13 protein-coding genes are annotated in these 16,338 nt (G+C 70.3%); 2 read left to right on the top strand and 11 right to left on the bottom strand.

What is annotated here, in order from left to right; genetic code table 11:
* Positions 1-2: 2 nt before the first annotated feature.
* Together mctP and LN042_RS09705 are read right to left on the bottom strand one after the other, a co-directional pair.
* The gene (mctP, locus tag LN042_RS09710; protein ID WP_230050485.1) at positions 3-1,745 is read right to left on the bottom strand and encodes a monocarboxylate uptake permease MctP; all 1,743 of its coding nucleotides are present in this window, start codon (positions 1,743-1,745) and stop codon (positions 3-5) included.
* On the bottom strand, positions 1,742-2,029 hold the full coding sequence (locus LN042_RS09705; protein ID WP_230050483.1) for a DUF3311 domain-containing protein: 288 nt from the start codon (positions 2,027-2,029) through the stop codon (positions 1,742-1,744). Before LN042_RS09705 ends, mctP begins: the two co-directional genes overlap by 4 nt.
* A gap of 604 nt (positions 2,030-2,633) precedes the next feature.
* On the opposite strand from LN042_RS09705, the gene LN042_RS09700 reads away from it, so the two are divergent.
* Both LN042_RS09700 and LN042_RS09695 read left to right on the top strand, forming a co-directional pair.
* On the top strand, positions 2,634-3,206 hold the full coding sequence (locus LN042_RS09700; protein ID WP_230050481.1) for a sigma-70 family RNA polymerase sigma factor: 573 nt from the start codon (positions 2,634-2,636) through the stop codon (positions 3,204-3,206).
* Positions 3,207-3,578: 372 nt separating this feature from the next.
* A complete protein-coding gene (locus tag LN042_RS09695; RefSeq protein WP_230050780.1) occupies positions 3,579-6,203 on the top strand; it encodes a SpoIIE family protein phosphatase in 2,625 nt (874 codons plus the stop codon).
* A 97-nt stretch (positions 6,204-6,300) separates the two neighbouring features.
* Here the strand turns inward: LN042_RS09695 and LN042_RS09690 are convergent, their stop codons facing one another.
* The 9 genes from LN042_RS09690 to LN042_RS09650 form a co-directional block, all read right to left on the bottom strand.
* Entirely contained in the window at positions 6,301-6,609 is a 309-nt protein-coding gene (locus LN042_RS09690; protein ID WP_230050480.1) for an EthD family reductase, read from the bottom strand.
* Positions 6,610-6,652: 43 nt separating this feature from the next.
* Complete coding sequence (locus LN042_RS09685; protein ID WP_230050479.1) at positions 6,653-8,311, bottom strand: alpha-keto acid decarboxylase family protein; 1,659 nt, start codon at positions 8,309-8,311, stop codon at positions 6,653-6,655.
* Between the two features lie 13 nt (positions 8,312-8,324).
* The gene (locus tag LN042_RS09680) at positions 8,325-9,140 is read right to left on the bottom strand and encodes an MBL fold metallo-hydrolase (RefSeq protein ID WP_230050477.1); all 816 of its coding nucleotides are present in this window, start codon (positions 9,138-9,140) and stop codon (positions 8,325-8,327) included.
* A gap of 41 nt (positions 9,141-9,181) precedes the next feature.
* Positions 9,182-10,183, bottom strand: coding sequence for a sugar phosphate isomerase/epimerase family protein (locus tag LN042_RS09675; protein ID WP_230050475.1), 1,002 nt, complete (start codon positions 10,181-10,183; stop codon positions 9,182-9,184).
* A 102-nt stretch (positions 10,184-10,285) separates the two neighbouring features.
* Positions 10,286-11,200, bottom strand: coding sequence for a myo-inosose-2 dehydratase (gene iolE / locus LN042_RS09670; protein ID WP_230050473.1), 915 nt, complete (start codon positions 11,198-11,200; stop codon positions 10,286-10,288).
* Positions 11,197-11,706 carry a hypothetical protein gene (locus LN042_RS09665; protein ID WP_230050471.1) on the bottom strand — a complete coding sequence of 170 codons (510 nt, stop codon included), beginning with the start codon at positions 11,704-11,706 and terminating at the stop codon, positions 11,197-11,199. The genes iolE and LN042_RS09665 overlap by 4 nt, the downstream gene beginning before the upstream one ends.
* Positions 11,703-12,815 (bottom strand): ferritin-like domain-containing protein, encoded by a 1,113-nt coding sequence (locus LN042_RS09660; protein ID WP_230050469.1) that lies wholly within the window; start codon positions 12,813-12,815, stop codon positions 11,703-11,705. Before LN042_RS09660 ends, LN042_RS09665 begins: the two co-directional genes overlap by 4 nt.
* Positions 12,812-14,737 (bottom strand): GMC family oxidoreductase, encoded by a 1,926-nt coding sequence (locus LN042_RS09655; protein WP_230050467.1) that lies wholly within the window; start codon positions 14,735-14,737, stop codon positions 12,812-12,814. The genes LN042_RS09660 and LN042_RS09655 overlap by 4 nt, the downstream gene beginning before the upstream one ends.
* Positions 14,738-14,818: 81 nt before the next feature.
* Positions 14,819-16,099: a glycoside hydrolase family 15 protein gene (locus tag LN042_RS09650; RefSeq protein WP_230050465.1), complete on the bottom strand. Its 1,281-nt coding sequence runs from the start codon at positions 16,097-16,099 to the stop codon at positions 14,819-14,821.
* Positions 16,100-16,338: the final 239 nt, after the last annotated feature.

Below are 16,338 nucleotides of genomic sequence, written 5' to 3'. Positions count from 1 at the left end.
GTTCAGCCCGTGGGGGCGGTGGCGGGGGCCGGTTCCGGGCCGCCGGCGTCCGCTGCCGCCGGGCTGCCGGCGTCGGGCTGGTGGTCGCCGGTGTCCGCTGCCGCCGGGCTGCCGGCGTCGGGCTGGTGGTCGCTGGGGCCGGTCCCGTCACCGACCTCCGCCCGGTAGTCGGCGGGCCGGGTCTCGTCGGCGCCCTGGGGCGCGCGCAGCGCGCGGAGCAGCACGGTGAGCGCGGTGGCGGTGACCAGGTTGAGCACGAAGGCGGTCAGGCCGATGTAGCCGGTGCGGCCGATCAGCGGGATCAGCGCGGTGCTGCCACCGAAGTGCTTGGTGGCGGGGCTTGCGATGCCGTACGCCTGCCAGCTGCCGTAGGCCATGCCGACGGCCCAACCGCCCAGCAGCGCCCAGCGGTGGAACCAGCGGGTGAAGAGACCGGCGCCGATGGTCGGCACGGTCTGCAGGATCCACAGTCCGCCGAGCAGCTGCAGGTTGATCGCGAGCTGCTGGTCGGTGCCGAGGACGAAGACCAGCGCGCCGAACTTGACCAGCAGCGAGACGTACTTGGCGACCTTCGTCTCCTGCTCGGCGGTGGCGCCGGGCCGGACGAACTCCTTGTAGACGTTGCGGGTGAAGAGGTTGGCCGCGCCGATGGACATGATCGCGGCCGGGACCAGCGCGCCGATGCCGATCGCCGCGAAGGCGACGCCGGCGAACCAGCCGGGGAACAGGTCGGCGAACAGCTGCGGCACCGCGAGCTGTGCGTTGTAGCCCTTGACGCCCTTGCCGACGCCGTCGGTCACGGCCATGAAGCCGAGCAGCGCGAGCAGCCCGAGGAGGAGCGAGTAGGCGGGCAGCAGCGCCATGTTGCGCCGGACGGTCCGGCGCGACTTCGCGGCGAGCACGCCGGTGACGGTGTGCGGGTACATGAACAGGGCCAGGGCCGAGCCGAGCGCCAGCGTGGCGTACGCCCACTGGGCCGACGACCCGGGGACGAGCGAGCCGACCGGCTGGTGGGTGGCGGGGCTGACGGCCCGGTACTTGGCGGCGGCGGTGTCGAAGATGTGGTGGTAGCCGCCCAGCCGCATGGGCAGGTAGACGACCGCCACCAGGACGACCAGGTACACCAGGGTGTCCTTGACGAACGCGATCAGGGCGGGCGCGCGCAGGCCGGAGGAGTAGGTGTAGGCGGCCAGCACGGCGAAGGCCAGCAGCAGCGGCAGGTCCTTGACCAGCGGCGAGGCGCCGGGGCCGCCGCCGAGGCCCATGACGTTCAGCACCGCCTCCAGGCCCACCAGTTGGAGCGCGATGTACGGCATGGTGGCGAGGATGCCGGTGAGCGCGACCGCCAGTCCCAGCGCCCGGGAGCCGTAGCGGCCGCGGACGAAGTCGGCCGGGGTGACGTAGCCGTGCACCCGGGCCACCGACCACAGCCGCGGCAGCAGCAGGAAGACCAGCGGGTAGACCATGGCGGCGTAGGGCACCGACCAGAAGCCGGCCGCCCCGGTGGCGAACACGGCGGCGGGCACCGCGACGAAGGTGTAGGCGGTGTAGGCGTCACCGCCGAGCAGGAACCAGGTCACCCAGGTGCCGAACGAGCGGCCGCCCAGGCCCCATTCGTCCAGGTGGCGGGTGTTGGCGGCCCGGCGCCAGCGGGCGGCCAGGAAGCCCAGGACGGTGACCAGCGCGAGCAGCAGCAGGAACACCGTGAGCGCGGGCGCGTTCACCTTGGCGGCGAGCGGCGTCATCGGGCGTCACCGCCGCGGTGCGCCGCGCGGCGCTTCTCGTCCCGGCTCAGCAGCAAGTACGCGGACCAGGTGAACAGCGCCGACAGCGGCACCCACAGCAGCTGGTACCAGTAGAAGAACGGCATTCCGCCGAGCTCCGGCGTACTGCGGCTGTACGAGGGGACCGAGAGCAGGGCGACCACGGGCACGGCCAGGCAGATGCCCGCCAGGACCCGTTCCGCGGTCACGGCCGCGCGAGTGGACGGGACACCGGTCCCGCCGACCTCGCGGTCTTGTTCGAGCATGTCTTTCGTCGACCTCTCATGAGCTGGGCGGAGCGTCGGATCGGGACGCACCGCACGGGATTGGGCCCGCCGGCCCCTTGGCGCGAGAGGGGCCGGCGGGTGCTGGGTCGGCCTGGTCCGGCCTCCCTGGCCGCCTTGACGGACGGCACGCAGGCCGGGTTCAGAATTCCTTGATCTCCTTCCCGACCCCGTCCCGGACCTCTCCGGTCCCGCTCCCGCGGCAGGTGTCCGCAGCCCGGTCAGCCCCCCCCGCAGCCCGATCAGGCCGATCAGCCCGCCCCCAGCAGCCCGAGCCGCCCGTTCGGTGGCGGATCGGCGCGGCCGCCCGGCGGGCGCCCGCGCCGAGCATCCGCCGGCTGGCGCAAAGGCGCAGGTCAGCGCTGGTGTGGCAGGCAGTCTGCGGTGCCCGGCCCGGCACATCGAGCCCGCCGGTCGACCGTTCGCCCCCCGCTCCGGCCGCAGTGAGCGGCCGCCCGCGGGCCGGGGACCGCCGGGGCGGCCGGAACACGAGCGGCAGTTGGCGGATGCCCGCGCGCACGGCCCGACGCGAGCCTCGGACCGAGCGCCCCACCTGGGGCCGTCAGCACCTGTTCGAAGGACCACCATGACCGAGCTCGCCCCGGACGCCACCCGTCAGGCCCGGGCCGCCGCCGCGCCGCGGATGGCCGCCGCCGACTTCACCCGGCTGCTCACCACGCACCACCAGGCCGTGCACGGCTACCTCGCCAAGCGGACCTTCGGTGACCCCCAGCTGGCCGAGGACCTCACCCAGGAGACCTTCGTCCGCGCCTGGCACCACCCGGAGATCCTCGCCGCCGAGCGCGGCACGCCGCTGCCCTGGCTCTACCGGGTGGCCCGGAACCTGCTCATCGACCACCTGCGGGCGCGCAGCAGCCGCCCCGCCGAGGTGGGCGCACCGGACTTCACGCTCTTCGCCGGCGAGTCCGAGCTCGGCAACGACATCGACCGCCTGCTCAACAGCTGGTCCGTCCGCCAGGCGCTGTCCTCGCTCAGCGACGCGCACCGGGCGGTGCTCACCGAGGTCTACTTCAACCACCGCTCGCTCGCCGAGACCGCCGCGCTGCTCGGGGTGCCCGAAGGAACGGTCAAGTCCCGCTGCTTCTACGCGGTTCGAGCGCTGCGGCTGGCACTGAGCGAGCACGGCCTGCTGCCTTGACGGCCGGCGCGCCGGGCGCGGGCCGCCCGCGCGCCGGGCACTGGGCGCGGGCCGTGCGCCGCCCGTGCGGGACCCGCGCCGCCGACCCCGTGCCCGTGCGGCGCACCCGCGGTGCGCAGGGGCGCGGCGGCGGCGATCGGTCGACGCGGCTCCGACGCCTGCTCCACCAGGGCGGACGGGCACCCGCACCGGGCGGTCGTCAGCCCGGGGAATCGGCGGCGCCCGAACGGCAGCAGGGCTTCGTAGTTGCCCATGCCCTGGTGTTAGAAATGACGCATGGTCGAATTCACCGACCGTATCCGGGCCGTGGCCAAGCAGTCGCCGACCGCGAAGAGGCTTCATCGGAAGAAGTCCCGCAGCGTGGCCGGACAGATGTTCGTGCTGCAGGTCGTGGTCGTGCTGCTGCTCGTCCTCGGAGCGATCCTGGCGCTGGTCCTCGAGGAGCGGCACACCAGTGACACGGAGGCGCGCAACCGGTCGGTGGCCGTCGCGGAGTCGTTCGCGCATTCGCCCGGGATCATCGCCGCGCTGCAGTCCCCGAACCCGTCGGCGATCCTGCAGCCGCTGACGGAGGCGGCGCGCGGACCGGCCGGCGTCGACTTCATCGTCATCATGAACACCCAGGGGATCCGCTACACGCACCCCCTGCCGCAAGAGATCGGCAAGCCGTTCGTCGGAACGATCGGCCCCTCACTGCAGGGCCGCGTCTACACGGAGAGCGTGCACGGGCCGCTCGGTCACGAGGTCCAGGCGATCGTTCCCGTCAACGCACCCGACGGCAAGGTCGTGGGCCTGGTGTCGGCCGGACTCAAGGTCAACAACGTCACCACGGCCAGCAACCGGCAAGTGCCGGTCATCCTCGGGGCCGGCGCCGTCGCACTCGCTGTGGCGACGACCGGGACCGCCCTGGTGGCCAGGCGGCTGAAGCGGCAGACGCTCGGCCTGGGGCCGGCCGAGATGACCCGGATGTACGAGCACCACGACGCCGTGCTGCACGCGGTGCGGGAGGGCGTGGTCATCGTCGGGCAGGACGGGCGGCTGCTCCTGGCGAACGATGAGGCGAGGGAGCTCCTGGGGCTGCCGGCCGACGCGGAGGGCCGGCACCTGGGCGAACTGCACGACCTCGACCCGGACACCGCGGAGCTGCTGATGTCCGGCAGGGTGGCCACGGACGAGGTGCACCAGGCGGGAGGCCGGCTGCTCGTGGTGAACCAGCGGTCGACGGACCGCCACGGCAAGGGCATGGGAACGGTCGCCACCATCCGCGACTCCACCGAGCTGCTGGCGCTGTCCGGCAAGGCCGAGGTGGCGGCCAACCGCCTCGCGCTGCTCTACGAGGCCGGCGTCGGCGTGGGCACGACCCTCGACGTCGCGCGCACGGCCGAGGAGCTGGCCCGGGTCGCCGTTCCCGGCCTCGCGGACTTCGTCACCGTCGACCTCGCCGATCCCGTCCTGGTGGGCGACGAGCCCACCGGCACCGGGATGGACCTGCGCCGCGTCACGGTTCACGGGATCCGCGAGGACCATCCCTTCTACCCGCGCGGCAAGCTGATCGCCTTCGTCCCGTCCAGCCCGCAGGCCCGGGGTTTCGACAGCGGGCGTTCGCAGGTGGTGCCCGACCTCTCGGACGCCCCCGGCTGGCGGGCCCAGGATCCGGTCTGGACCGGGCGAATCGTCGACTACGGAGTCCACTCGCTCATCAGCGCTCCGCTGAAGGCGCGCGGCATCATCCTGGGCGTCGCCAACTTCTGGCGGGCGCAGAAGCCCGAGCCGTTCGACGGCGAGGACCTGGCGCTGGCCGAGGAGCTGGTCGCGCGGGCCGCCGTCAGCATCGACAACGCCCGCCGCTACACCCGTGAGCACGCCATGGCCGTGACGTTGCAGCGCAGTCTGCTGCCGCGCGCCCTCCCGGAGCAGAGCGCCCTGTGCGTCGCGCACCGCTACCTGCCCGCACAGTCCGGGGTCAGCGGCGACTGGTTCGACGTGATCCCGCTGCCCGGCAGCCGGGTCGCCCTGGTGGTGGGTGACGTGGTCGGCCACGGACTGCACGCCGCGGCCACCATGGGCCGACTGCGGACCGCCGTGCACAACTTCTCCGCCCTCGACCTCCCGCCGGACGAACTGCTCGGCTACCTCGACGAGCTGGTGGACCGCATCGACCAGGAGGAGACCGACGACGGCACCGGCACCGGGGTCACGGGAGCCACCTGCCTGTACGCGATCTACGATCCGGTCTCCCGGCTCTGCACCATCGCCCGGGCCGGACACCCCCCGCCCGCGCTGCTCAGGCCCGACGGCAGCGTCGTCTTCCCGGAGCTTCCGATCGGCCCGCCACTGGGTGCGGGCGGCGGGATGCCGTTCGAGACCGGCCGGGTCCACCTGGACGAAGGCACCCAGATCGCCCTCTACACCGACGGGTTGATCGAGGACCGCACCCGGGACTTCGACGTCGGCATGGAACTGCTGCGCCAGGCGCTCTCGGCCCAGCACCACCGGCAGCCGGACGAGAACTGCCAGGCCGTGCTCGATGAACTCCTGCCGGAGCGTCAACAGGACGACGTGGCACTGCTGATAGCGAAGACGCGGGTGCTCGGTGCGGAACGGGTCGCCGACCGCGAGGTCCCGTTCGATCCGGCCGCCGTCGCCGAGATACGGGCGTGGACCGCCGCGAAGCTGGACGAGTGGAACCTGGCCGAGCTGGAGTTCAGCACCGAGCTGGTGCTCAGTGAGCTGGTCACCAACGCCATCCGCTACGGCACGCCGCCGGTGCGCCTGCGGCTGCTGCGCGATCGCGGTCTGATCTGCGAGGTGGCCGACGGCAGCAACACCTCCCCGCACCTGAAGTACGCGGCGACGACGGACGAGGGCGGCCGCGGGCTGTTCCTGGTGGCGCAGCTCACCAGGCGCTGGGGCACGAGGTACTCCCCGCAGGGCAAGATCATCTGGGCGGAGCAGCCGCTGCCCCCCTCGGCCACCGAGCCGGACGGGAACGGCTGACGGACACGCAACCGCATCTGACGGACCGTCAGGAATCCCGCCCTCCAAGCGGAACGCCCGGCCGGGAGACCCCGGCCGGGCGTTCCGCGTCGGACCGTCAGGCCTCCTCGACGTCCGCGAAGAGGAGCCGCACACCGCCGGTCGCCAGCTCGAAGACCTTGGAGACGAACGCCGACGCCTCCTCGGTCGTCACGGCCCTACTGGCCGCGTCGTAGTCGGCGAAGTACAGGTCGAGCACCCGGTAGGCCGGGGTCGGGCTGCCGTCCTCCTTCGGCCACACCTTGGCGCTCTCCACCCGCTTGACGCCGGGGATCTTCTTCGCGAGCGCGACCTGGTCGTCGTGACCGGCCTCGAAGGCGTCGGGGTCCTGCGGGTTCTCGAAAATCGCTGTGATCTTCGTCGGCATCGTTCTTGTCCTTTCCTCGGTTTTACCGTCGATATTCGTCCTGCTACCGGGTCTTCCAGTTCGCGTTGTCGGGGATCGACTTGTCGGGCACCCGGACCTGGATGATGGACGGGCTGCCGGTGTTCGCCAGCGCAGCCGTCACGGCAGCGCCCAGTTCTCCGTACGTGCTGACTTCCCATCCCTGGCAACCGAATACCTCCGACAGCCTGCTGTAGTTCCACCGGTGGAGGACGCAGGACCGGTAGAAAGGCTTGTCGGTGTGGAAGACCGTCGAATCGGCGAGCCACTGCTCCACGCCGTAGACTCCGTTGTCGATGACGAAGATGATCGGATCCAGTCCGAAACGGGTCTGCGTCGAGAGGCATTGGGCGGTCATCTGGAATCCGCCGTCACCGGAGAAGACCATGACCCGCTGGTCGTGTTTCTTCGCCAGGCAGACACCCGTCGCGGCCGCTGAGATGTAGCCGATCGACGAGTAGGACGACTGGACGATGAATCCGCCCGGAGCGGGCACATCGAGCAGCAGGCTACCGAAGTAGTTCATGCTCGCGTCACTGCCGACGATGGTGTCCCGGTCGACGTACTGCTGGACGAAGTTGTAGAAACCCTGGTACGTGATCACGTCGGTCGGTCCGACGGCCGGGATGCTCCGGGCCGGCCTCTCCGGCAGCTTCCGCGCCCTGGGCGTGATCTGCTCCGCGGCCAGCAGCCCGTCCAGCAGGTGCTCCAGGGCGACCTGCCCGCCGAAATAGGTTCCGAGCTTCACCGCGTCCAGCGACGCGAACGCGGACTTGTCGAAGTCCGGGGTCCAGCCCAGTGAGTTGATGTCCGTCAGCCACACGCCGAGGGCAAGGATGAAATCGGCCGCCCCGGCCAGGTCCGTCACGGCCGTCGATGACGCCTGGCCGTCGAGGACGCCGACGAACAGCTCGTCGTCCTCGGAAAGGACGGCCTTGCTCAGGAGTTCCGTGACGAACGGCACGTTCAGTTGCCGGATCAGCCGCAGGGCCTTCTCCTGCAGGCCGAGGCGGTCGACCTCCACCCCGATCCAGATGAGCGGGTTCTCGGCGTTCTCGAGCCTGGTGCGGATCCGTGCGACCGACTCCTCCAGGCTGGTCTGGTCCGACAGGATCCGGGTCGGCTTCAGGGTCCCTCGCGGGCGCTCGCACTCCAGGTCGACCATGTCCTGGAGGAGCTCGATGTACACCGGGCGCCGCTCGCTTATGCACCGGGTGAGTGCGTGGTCTATCAGCCCCGGCGCCAGGTCGGGATTCTCGATGCGCACGGCCGCGACCGTTATGTGCTCGAACGACTGGAGATCCGTCTCGCGGCCGCTGATGAAGTGGTGCGCACTGAACCCGGTCTGCTCGAAGGTGAGGGTCTTCTTGATGCTCGGTGTGCCATTGACGAGCACCAGCGGCACCTTCTCGACGTAGGCACCCGCGACGGCGTTCACGGCGCACAACGCGCCGGCGGAATACGTGACGCAGAGGGCCCCGATGCCCTTCAGTCTCGCGTACCCGTCCGCCGCGTACCCGGCGTTGACCTCGTTGACTTCCTCCACGATTTCGATGCTGCTCGGCGTGACGTACCGGTTCAACCATTCGATCGAATAGTCACCCGCGATGGAGAACAGGTGCTCCAGGCCCAACTGGCGGAGCCGGTCCACCAAGTACTGTCCTACCGCGTAGCGCTGGTTCACGGTGACCTCCGGGTCAGTAGTCGCTCGCGCCGCCGAACAGCCGGGGCAGGTAGATGTCGAAGATGCCCGGGCATTTGCGTTCGGGATACCGCTGGAGCAAGAAGTCCTTGAAGGCGTCGCCCGCCAGGCCGTCGCCCACCGCCTGCCGGGCGGCCGAAAGGTACTCGATGTTGCGGGCGACCTCGTTCTTGTCGGCCGGCAGGCCGTGGCCCGGCAGGAACAGTTCGTAGTCCTCCAGCAGCATTTCCTGCAGGACCCGGATCCAGTGGTCCATGTGCTGCGTCAGGTACAGGTGGGTGCCGCTGTAGACCAGGTCCTGGGTGAAGTAGACGCCCAGCTCGGGAAGCTTGATGGTGAGGTGGTAGTCGATTTCGGTCTCGGTCACCCGGTCGAAGACGTACCGGACCCCGTCGATCGTCTCCTCGCCCGGACCGGCCGCCTTCTGCGGGACGACTATCCGGTCCGGCACGAGGTCGCCGAGTTTCCAGTGGTCACTCCTCGAGGCTTCCCCGTGGTCCTGGATGAAGCCCATGGTCTCGGGCAGCGCGTGGACCGTGACGTCGCTGAACGCGGCTCCCACGCCGAACCAGTGGTCGGGGTGCCGGTGGGAGACGTACAGCCTCTCGATCGGCTTGCCGAGGCCGTCCGCGTACTCCCTGAACGCCCTCGCATAGGGCACGAGGAACTGCCCGTCGACGAGGACCAGTTGGTTCTCGGTCTCGATGACATGCGTGGCGTTGGCGATGTTGCCGTACGCGAAGGACGAGACGAAGGTGTGAATGCGGACACCGCCCGTCTGCTTCACGACCATGATGATGGGATCGGACACCTGAGCTGGCATGGGGGACCTCACTGACGTGACGGAGGGACTCAGGCGGAAGGGATCTGCTCCCGCACTTCCTGCAACGCCGCCAGGGCGACGTCGTAGGCACTGGCCACGCCGGGCACCGGGGCGTCCTCACCGGGCCGCCAGAAGCGCCGGCGGGCCATGCGCATGGAACTGTCGAACGGCGGGATCGCGTTGAACACCTCGACCAGGTAGGGCCCGCGGTACACCGGCTCGATCTCGTTCACCACGATGTCCCACGGGATCCAGCTGTCCCGCACCGCACCGCGGTCCGGAGCGGACAGGTGCACGTAGCAGAGCCGGTCCTGCCGTGCGGCCCGGGCGACGTTGTCCCTGAAGACCGACGGCCCCTGACTCTCCATCACCACTTGTGCCGTGTCGATCGTGACGCCGCCCCCCGAGGGTCCGAGTCCGTCGAGGAAGTCCAGCACCTCCGAGACCATGTTGGGCGGGGGAGTCTCCCAGCTCTTGACGGGCTCGATGGCGAGCTTCACCCCTTGCGCCGCGGCGTACTCCGCCAGCTCCTCGAAGACCGAACGCGCCGCCTGGTAGCGCGATTTCATCCAATCCTGGAGGGCGTCGCCCCACATCGGCTCATTGGCGTCGGTGACGGGAAAGACCCCGTAGGGGTAGAGGAACGGCCCTGACATGATCGAGTCGCCCCCCAGGACCCGGGTGATGTCCACGCGTGACTTGAGGTAGGACAGGGCTTGTCCGCGCTGCTCCGCATAGGGCGAGGTCGGGTCGAAGGTCCGCGTGGTCCCGACGTTGGTGGTGAACTTCACCTCCGCCAGCCCCGCCTCGTCGAACGCCTTCTTGAGACCGACGTAGGCCTCGACCTCGAGCCGATGGTCGACGGTCGCGGCCCGGGAGGCGATGTGCAGGTCGAAACCGTCGTAGCCCATGTCGGTGAGGGCCTGCAGATGGTTGATCAGTACCTGGGTGTAATCCGAGTCCTGCGGCCTCAGATCGGCCGTGAACATGAAGAAGCTGAAGAACACGTCCCGCTTGAATGTCGCGTTCATCCCTGGTGTCCTCGCTGTTCTGAACGGGGTGCCGGTCCGAACCGGGTGATGCGGGCCGTCGGGCTCCGCGACCGGAACCCGACGGCGGTGCCGCGGCGTTCGCTACCAGCCCAGGACGTCGGCGAGGTAGGCGCGGGCCTTCATGGCGTACTCGAGCGGGACGGCCTTGTTCGGGTCCTGCTCGGCCTCCACGACGAGCCACCCCCGGTAGTCGGCCTCGGCCAGCACCTCGAGGATCGGCCGGAAGTCGATCGCGCCGTCTCCGGGCACGGTGAAGACACCGAGCTCGACGCCCTCCTGGAACGACAGGCCCTCGCCGCGCACCCGTTTCACGACCTCGGGCCGGATGCTCTTCAGGTGGACGTGGCCGATGCGGTCCGCGTGGGCCCGGGCCAGGTCCAGGGGATCGTCGCCGGCGAAGGCGATGTGGGCGGTGTCGAGCAGCAGATGGACCAGGGCCGGATCGGTCGAAGCCATCAGCCGGTCGACGTCGGCCCGGGTCATCACGCCGGTACCCATGTGGTGGTGGTAACTGAGCTTCATCCCGGCCGAGTTGGCGATCTTGCCGAGCTCCTCCAGGCCCGAGGTCAAGTCGTCCCACTGGGCGTCGGTGAAGACCGGGCGGTTGGCGAACACATCGACGGGCAGCAGGTGCGACGAAGCTCCGAACTCGGCCACGACCAACTCGGTGCCACCCAGCGCCTTGACCTGGCGCAGCGTCTTCTCGAAGGCGGCGATGGTCTTCTGCCGCATCCTGCCGATCGTGAAGTACGTGCTCGTCCAGGGCTCGGACACCCGCAGGCCGCGGAGGTCGAGAGCGGCCTTGAGAGCGGCGGCGTCGGAGGGGTACTTGTGCCCGATGCTGCAGCCCTGGAAGCCGGCGAGCGCCATCTCGCTGACGGCCTGGCCGAAGGAGATGCCGGCGTCAATGGTGGGGAAGTCGTCGTTCCACCACAGGGTGCAGCAGACGCCGAGCTTCACCTTGTCCGGGCTGAGGCGGTCACCCAGTTCCGTCATTTTGCTCCCCCTCGCAGGTAGCGGTCATCGATGCGGGGCGGCTGAGCCCAGGAGCCGTAGCCGGGCGCCTTGGCCCCCGGAGGGTTGGCCCCGATGGCCGGCCACAGCAGCCCCTCCTGGTAGGAGGCGGCGGTGACCGTGGCGGTCTCGGCGGCCGTGCGGGCCCCGTAACAGTCGGTCCACTCGGGTGGCAGGCCGTACCACATCCCGGCGTACCAGAGCTTGATCACATTGCGGGCCACCGGGCCGAGCCGGTCGTCGCTGAAGATCCGGTGGCGCAGGGCCCGGTCGAGCACGGCCGGGTCATGGCCTCCGACACCGTCGGCCGCGTCGGCCCGGGCCGCCCGGTGGGCGTCCAGGAGCGCGGAGACGACCTCGCCGCCGCAGGCGGCCCGCACCTTGGCCAGGTACTGGTGGGCCAGACCCGTGCCGAGCAGTTCGGTCTCCTCGAAGGCGGTGAGGTCGACCGACAGGTGGAGGAACTCCTCGAACGACTGGTCGGTCACCGCGTCACCGCCCGGGGCGTCCCGCCGACGGTCCGAGGAGCGTGCGGACCGGAGTCGACCGCGGTCGGGACCTCGAAGGTCGGCGCGGCGTTCAGGCCGCCACTGCCCGGCAGCGGGTTGCGGACCAGCCGGTTGAATCCGTCGCGCAGGCGGAACATGTACCAGACGGCGTCTTGCAGGAGGCCGGGCCTACCGTTGAACGCCTTGGTGAGCAGGGCCAGGAAGGCTCCGTAGTCGGCGTTGAACCCCCGGGCGGCGCGGGCGAGTTCGGATCCCGCCGGGTAGTCGGACAGCCGGGCGCTCACCTTCAGCCGGTACACGTCGTCCCAGCTGACGCCGAGCGGCGGCCCCGAGGGCGAGTCGGGGCGGTCGCCCACCTGGTAGTAGCGGCCGAGCTGCAGCTGCCGGAACCGGTAGTAGTGGGCCAGCTCCCCGTCCGCGTCGTGGACGCCCGAATCGAGGCCCTCGCCCTGGGCCGCGATGGCGCGCAGCGCCCGCCGGGCGGAATCCAGGTCGCGGACGGTGGTCACCGTGCCGCCTCCGGAGTAGAAGTACTCGGGGCCCACCTGCAGGGTCGGATCCCCGCAGAAGAGCCCGGGGTCGTCGGCCGCCACCTTCTCCAGCCCTTCGATGATCTCCTCGTAGAACTCACCGATGCTGTAGAAGCGCATCCCCTCGACCGTCGGGCTGGAGACCAGGACCGGCCTGGCGCGGTCCGCGGTGCGGACCAGTCGTGAGCCGGCGCCGGGGGCCTCGCCCGGCCGCTCGATCCTGCAGAACGTCTCCACCGCTTCGGGGGAGAACGGCCGCAGGTCGACGGTGAAGTCGTCCTCCCCGTCGGGGAGGTAGGCCGGATAGGTCGGCACGAAGCCCGGCAGGGTCAGGTCGGGTGTGCCGCCGATGGCGTTCAGCACGTTGGCGGCGAGGGTCAGGTGGAGCATCTCCTCCACCGCGACCACCCGGATGATGTGGGCGGCGTCGGAGTTGGTGCCGGAGCGTATGGAGTAGTACGCGGTCAGGTAGGGGGGAATGGTCGCGTGTTCCAGGGCCATCGCCGCGTGCAGGTAGCTGATCAGGTCGTCACGGTTGTCGATGGTCGACGCGGTCACTGGGCCACCTCCGGGGACCGGCCCCGGGCGGCGCCGTGAGAGGTCAGGTGGATCGGAGCGGTCTCGGACGCGAGCTGGGCCAGCATGACCCGGACGCTGCGCAGGCACAGGGCGGCGACGGTGAGCGTCACGTTCGAGGTGCCCACGGTGGGCATGCTGCCGCCGCCGACCAGGTAGAGGTTCTCGTGGTCCCAGCACCGCTGATCCGCGTTGACCACCGAGGTCGACGGGTCGCGGCCCATCACGTGGGTGCCGGCGAGGTGGTTGCCCCCGCGGATCTCGTACCCCTCGCCGGTGTGGACGGCGTAGCCCCAGAAGGCGGGATCGTACGCGGTGTGGTCCTCGGCCCCGAGGCGGGCGAAGATCCGTTTCGACAGCTGCCGGGCGTAGGCCACCCCCCGCATCGTGTACTCGGGGATGTCGTACGTGAGGATCGGCCGCATGTTCCCCAGGCTGTCGGTGATGGCCGGGTCCACGGTGACCCGGTTGCTCGGGTCGGCCGGCACCTCGACCATGAACGCCAACTGCAACTGGCGGGACACCCGGTCCACCAGGCCCTGGCGCAGGGACTCGCCGTAGCGACCACCGGCGTCCACCAGGTCGATCAGGTCGGTCATCGGCGCCCCGCGGGCCCAACCCCAGCCGTCGTTGTGGATGTCGACGCTGAACGCCGCCTGGCGGCGGCGGAAGCGGCCCCCGCGCAGGTCGGTGATGCCGCCGGTGCAGTTGGTGCCGCGGAAGGTGCCGGCCACCTCGGGTAGCAGGGCCCACGCCAGCAGGTAGGCGTGGTCCATGAAGTTGCGCCCCATCAGGCCGCTGGAGCTTCGCAGGCCGGAGGCCAGCATCAGCCGGGGGTTCTCCACCGCGTTGGCGGCCAGGACGAACAGTCGACCGCGGGCCCGCATGGTGGTGAAGCCGGGGCTGTCGGGCCGGTCGTAGCGGCGGTACTCGATCTCGGTCACCCGCCCGGTCCGCTCGTCGACGTGCACCTTGTGGGCCACCGCCTGGGCCACCAGGTCGACCCGGCCGGTCCGCAGGGCCGCGGCGAGGGTCTTGCCGGCGTTGTACTTCGCCTGCACCGGGCAGATGGGCACGCAGTTGTTGTTGCCCTGGCACCGCCCGCCCACCTCGACCTGGTACGTGCTCACGGCCCCCCGCGGCACGTAGCCCTTGCCGCCGTCGTAGGCCGGGTTCGGTATCCCGTTCCGCCCCTGGGGGAAGGGCCGCACCCGCAGCTCCCGCTTCTCCCCGTCGAGTTCGACCGGCATCCCGTCGATGTCCCCGGCCACCATCCGGTCCAGGTAGGACAGGGGCAGGCCCTTCATGGGGAACACGTAGCCCTCGTCGAAGGTGATCCCGAGGTAGGCCTGGTCTTCCACGTCGGCGGAGACACCGATCTCGCGTTCGGCCTCGGTGTAGTACGGCGCGAGGTCCTCGTAGCCGAGCGGCCAGTCGGCCCCCTCGCCGTAGAGCGTGCGCATCCGGAAGTCCTCGGGCAGCATCCGCAGCGTCTTGGCCTCCCAGTGCATCGTGGTGCCGCCGAGGACCCTCGTGTAGGTGGTGTCGGTGGCGAAGGGCCCGTTCTGGACGATGTAGGCGGAGGCGTCGGGCGCGCCCGGGAAGATGCGCCGGGCGTCGGTGCCGCGGGGCATCGGGGCGTTGGCGACGACCGGGTAGGGGGCCTGGTTGTCCTTGCTGATCGCCGAGTAGAAGCGGTCGAGGTAGGCCTCGTAGCCCCGCAGGGTGAGGTCCTCGGCCGGACCGGCTTCGAGGATCAGCACCCGCTTGCCGGCTTCTCCCAGCCGCGAGGCGACGATGGCGCCGGCGATCCCGCCACCGACGATCACGGCGTCGTAGAGCACCTCGGCCGCCGCCGCGGGGTCGGTGCGCCTCGCCGCCCCGTCGGGGAATTTCGCGTACATCGGGCAGTTACTCCTCTGCCAGGTCCCGGGCGCAGCCGGGACCGGAGCGGTGGTCGGGGTGGGAGTCGGTCGGCCACGGGGTCATACGGCCTCGGCCCGGGCGCGCATGGCGGACAGGTAGGCGGCGTAGCTCCAGGTCAGGTTGTGAACACTGCGTTCGAAGCCGCTGGTGCCGTCGAACTGCTCGGAGAGCTCCAAGTTGTCACTGTGGTAGACGACGGCCCGCACCATGGCGTCACCGGTCGCCGTCAGGGCGGCGGCGGCTGCCGCCGGGGCCGTCGACGCGTCGATGCCGGACTGGGCGAAGAAGGGCGCAGACAGGTCGTCCAGCGGCACCTTGCGGCTCGACTTGATCTCGGCGGCCAGCCTGTAGTGCAGCTCGGCGACGTTGCACGTGGACAGGGCCCAGGGGTGACCGCCGAGCACCGGGTGCGAGGTGTCACCGTCGTAGACGTCGCCCGGGTAGCGGCCGAACAGCGGCCCGATGCCGAACTGCTCCCGGTCCGCCTTGTTGACCGGGTAGCAGGCGATGCCGCCTTCCTCCCACTGAGAGCGCAACTGGGCCGCCGTGGCCAGCAGCTTGGTGTCGGTCACGGGAACGGCGCCGTAAACGGCCGACTGGACGATGTCGATGTTCGGGTCGTAACCGCTGACGACCGGGTTCTGCGGTGACGGCTGGGCCCCGTCGCCGGGGTCGGCCATCATGCTCACGTACTTGCTCCCGTCCCAGTGGCCCGCGAGCGCCTGGCGCAGCCAGTCGATGGCCGGCTGCAGCCCGACCGGCTTGTCGATCCCGACGACGGTCGAGGCCTGGATCTCCTCGAAGCAGCGCAGCTGGGCGGCGCGGGCGAAGAAGCTGAAGCCGCTGTGCTCCTCCCACAGGTTCGTGGTGGCGTCCCGGTAGACGTCGAGGAGGTAGGCCACGTTCGAGTTCACCAGCTCGACCGCCCGCTTCTGCGTGTCGAGGTCGAGCTGGTCGTAGGCGGCCAGGATGGTGATCGACTGCAGGGCCGGACCGTCGTTCTGCTCGGTCCACGGGCGGGCGTCGCCGGCGATGTTGAAACAGGCGTGACCCTTGGTCGGCACGGCGTTGGAGTGGCAGAGGTCGGCGAACTGCACGTAGTCGTTGAGCGTCTGCACCGTCCCGCCCGGGCGGGTGGGCAGGTCGGCCTTGGCCACCTCCATGGCCGTGATGGCTCCGTCGCGCACCCAGTTGAAGACGTAGTCCTCGTCGATGCCGGGCGTGTCGGCCGGGAAGGACGGGGCGGCGATGATGCAGCCCGGCTTCGAGTCCCGGGAAATGTCGCCCGGCGACTGCGGGTCGCTGAAAACGAAGCCGTCACTGGCGATGTTCCGGAACATGAACGTGTACATGATGGGAACGAGCGACGGGAGGTCGACCGCTCCCGGAGAAATGCTTTTCCGGACCTCCGCCCGGGCCCGGGAAGTTCCGTCGGGCCGGTTCGTGCGGGCGGGCATGCCGGACGTGCTGGTGGACTCGGTCATTGCTGAACCCCGTTATCCTACGAGCGGATTCATCGGACCCGATCGGCGCCTCGGCCGCGCCGATCGAAAAGCCTGGAACTGAGGCTGGCCAGCGG

Origin of the sequence: Kitasatospora humi, from assembly GCF_020907985.1 — a bacterium.
In the GTDB taxonomy this organism is placed as follows: domain Bacteria; phylum Actinomycetota; class Actinomycetes; order Streptomycetales; family Streptomycetaceae; genus Kitasatospora; species Kitasatospora humi.
Note: the sequence above shows the minus strand (reverse complement) of the source record. Positions and strands in the feature narration are given on the sequence as shown.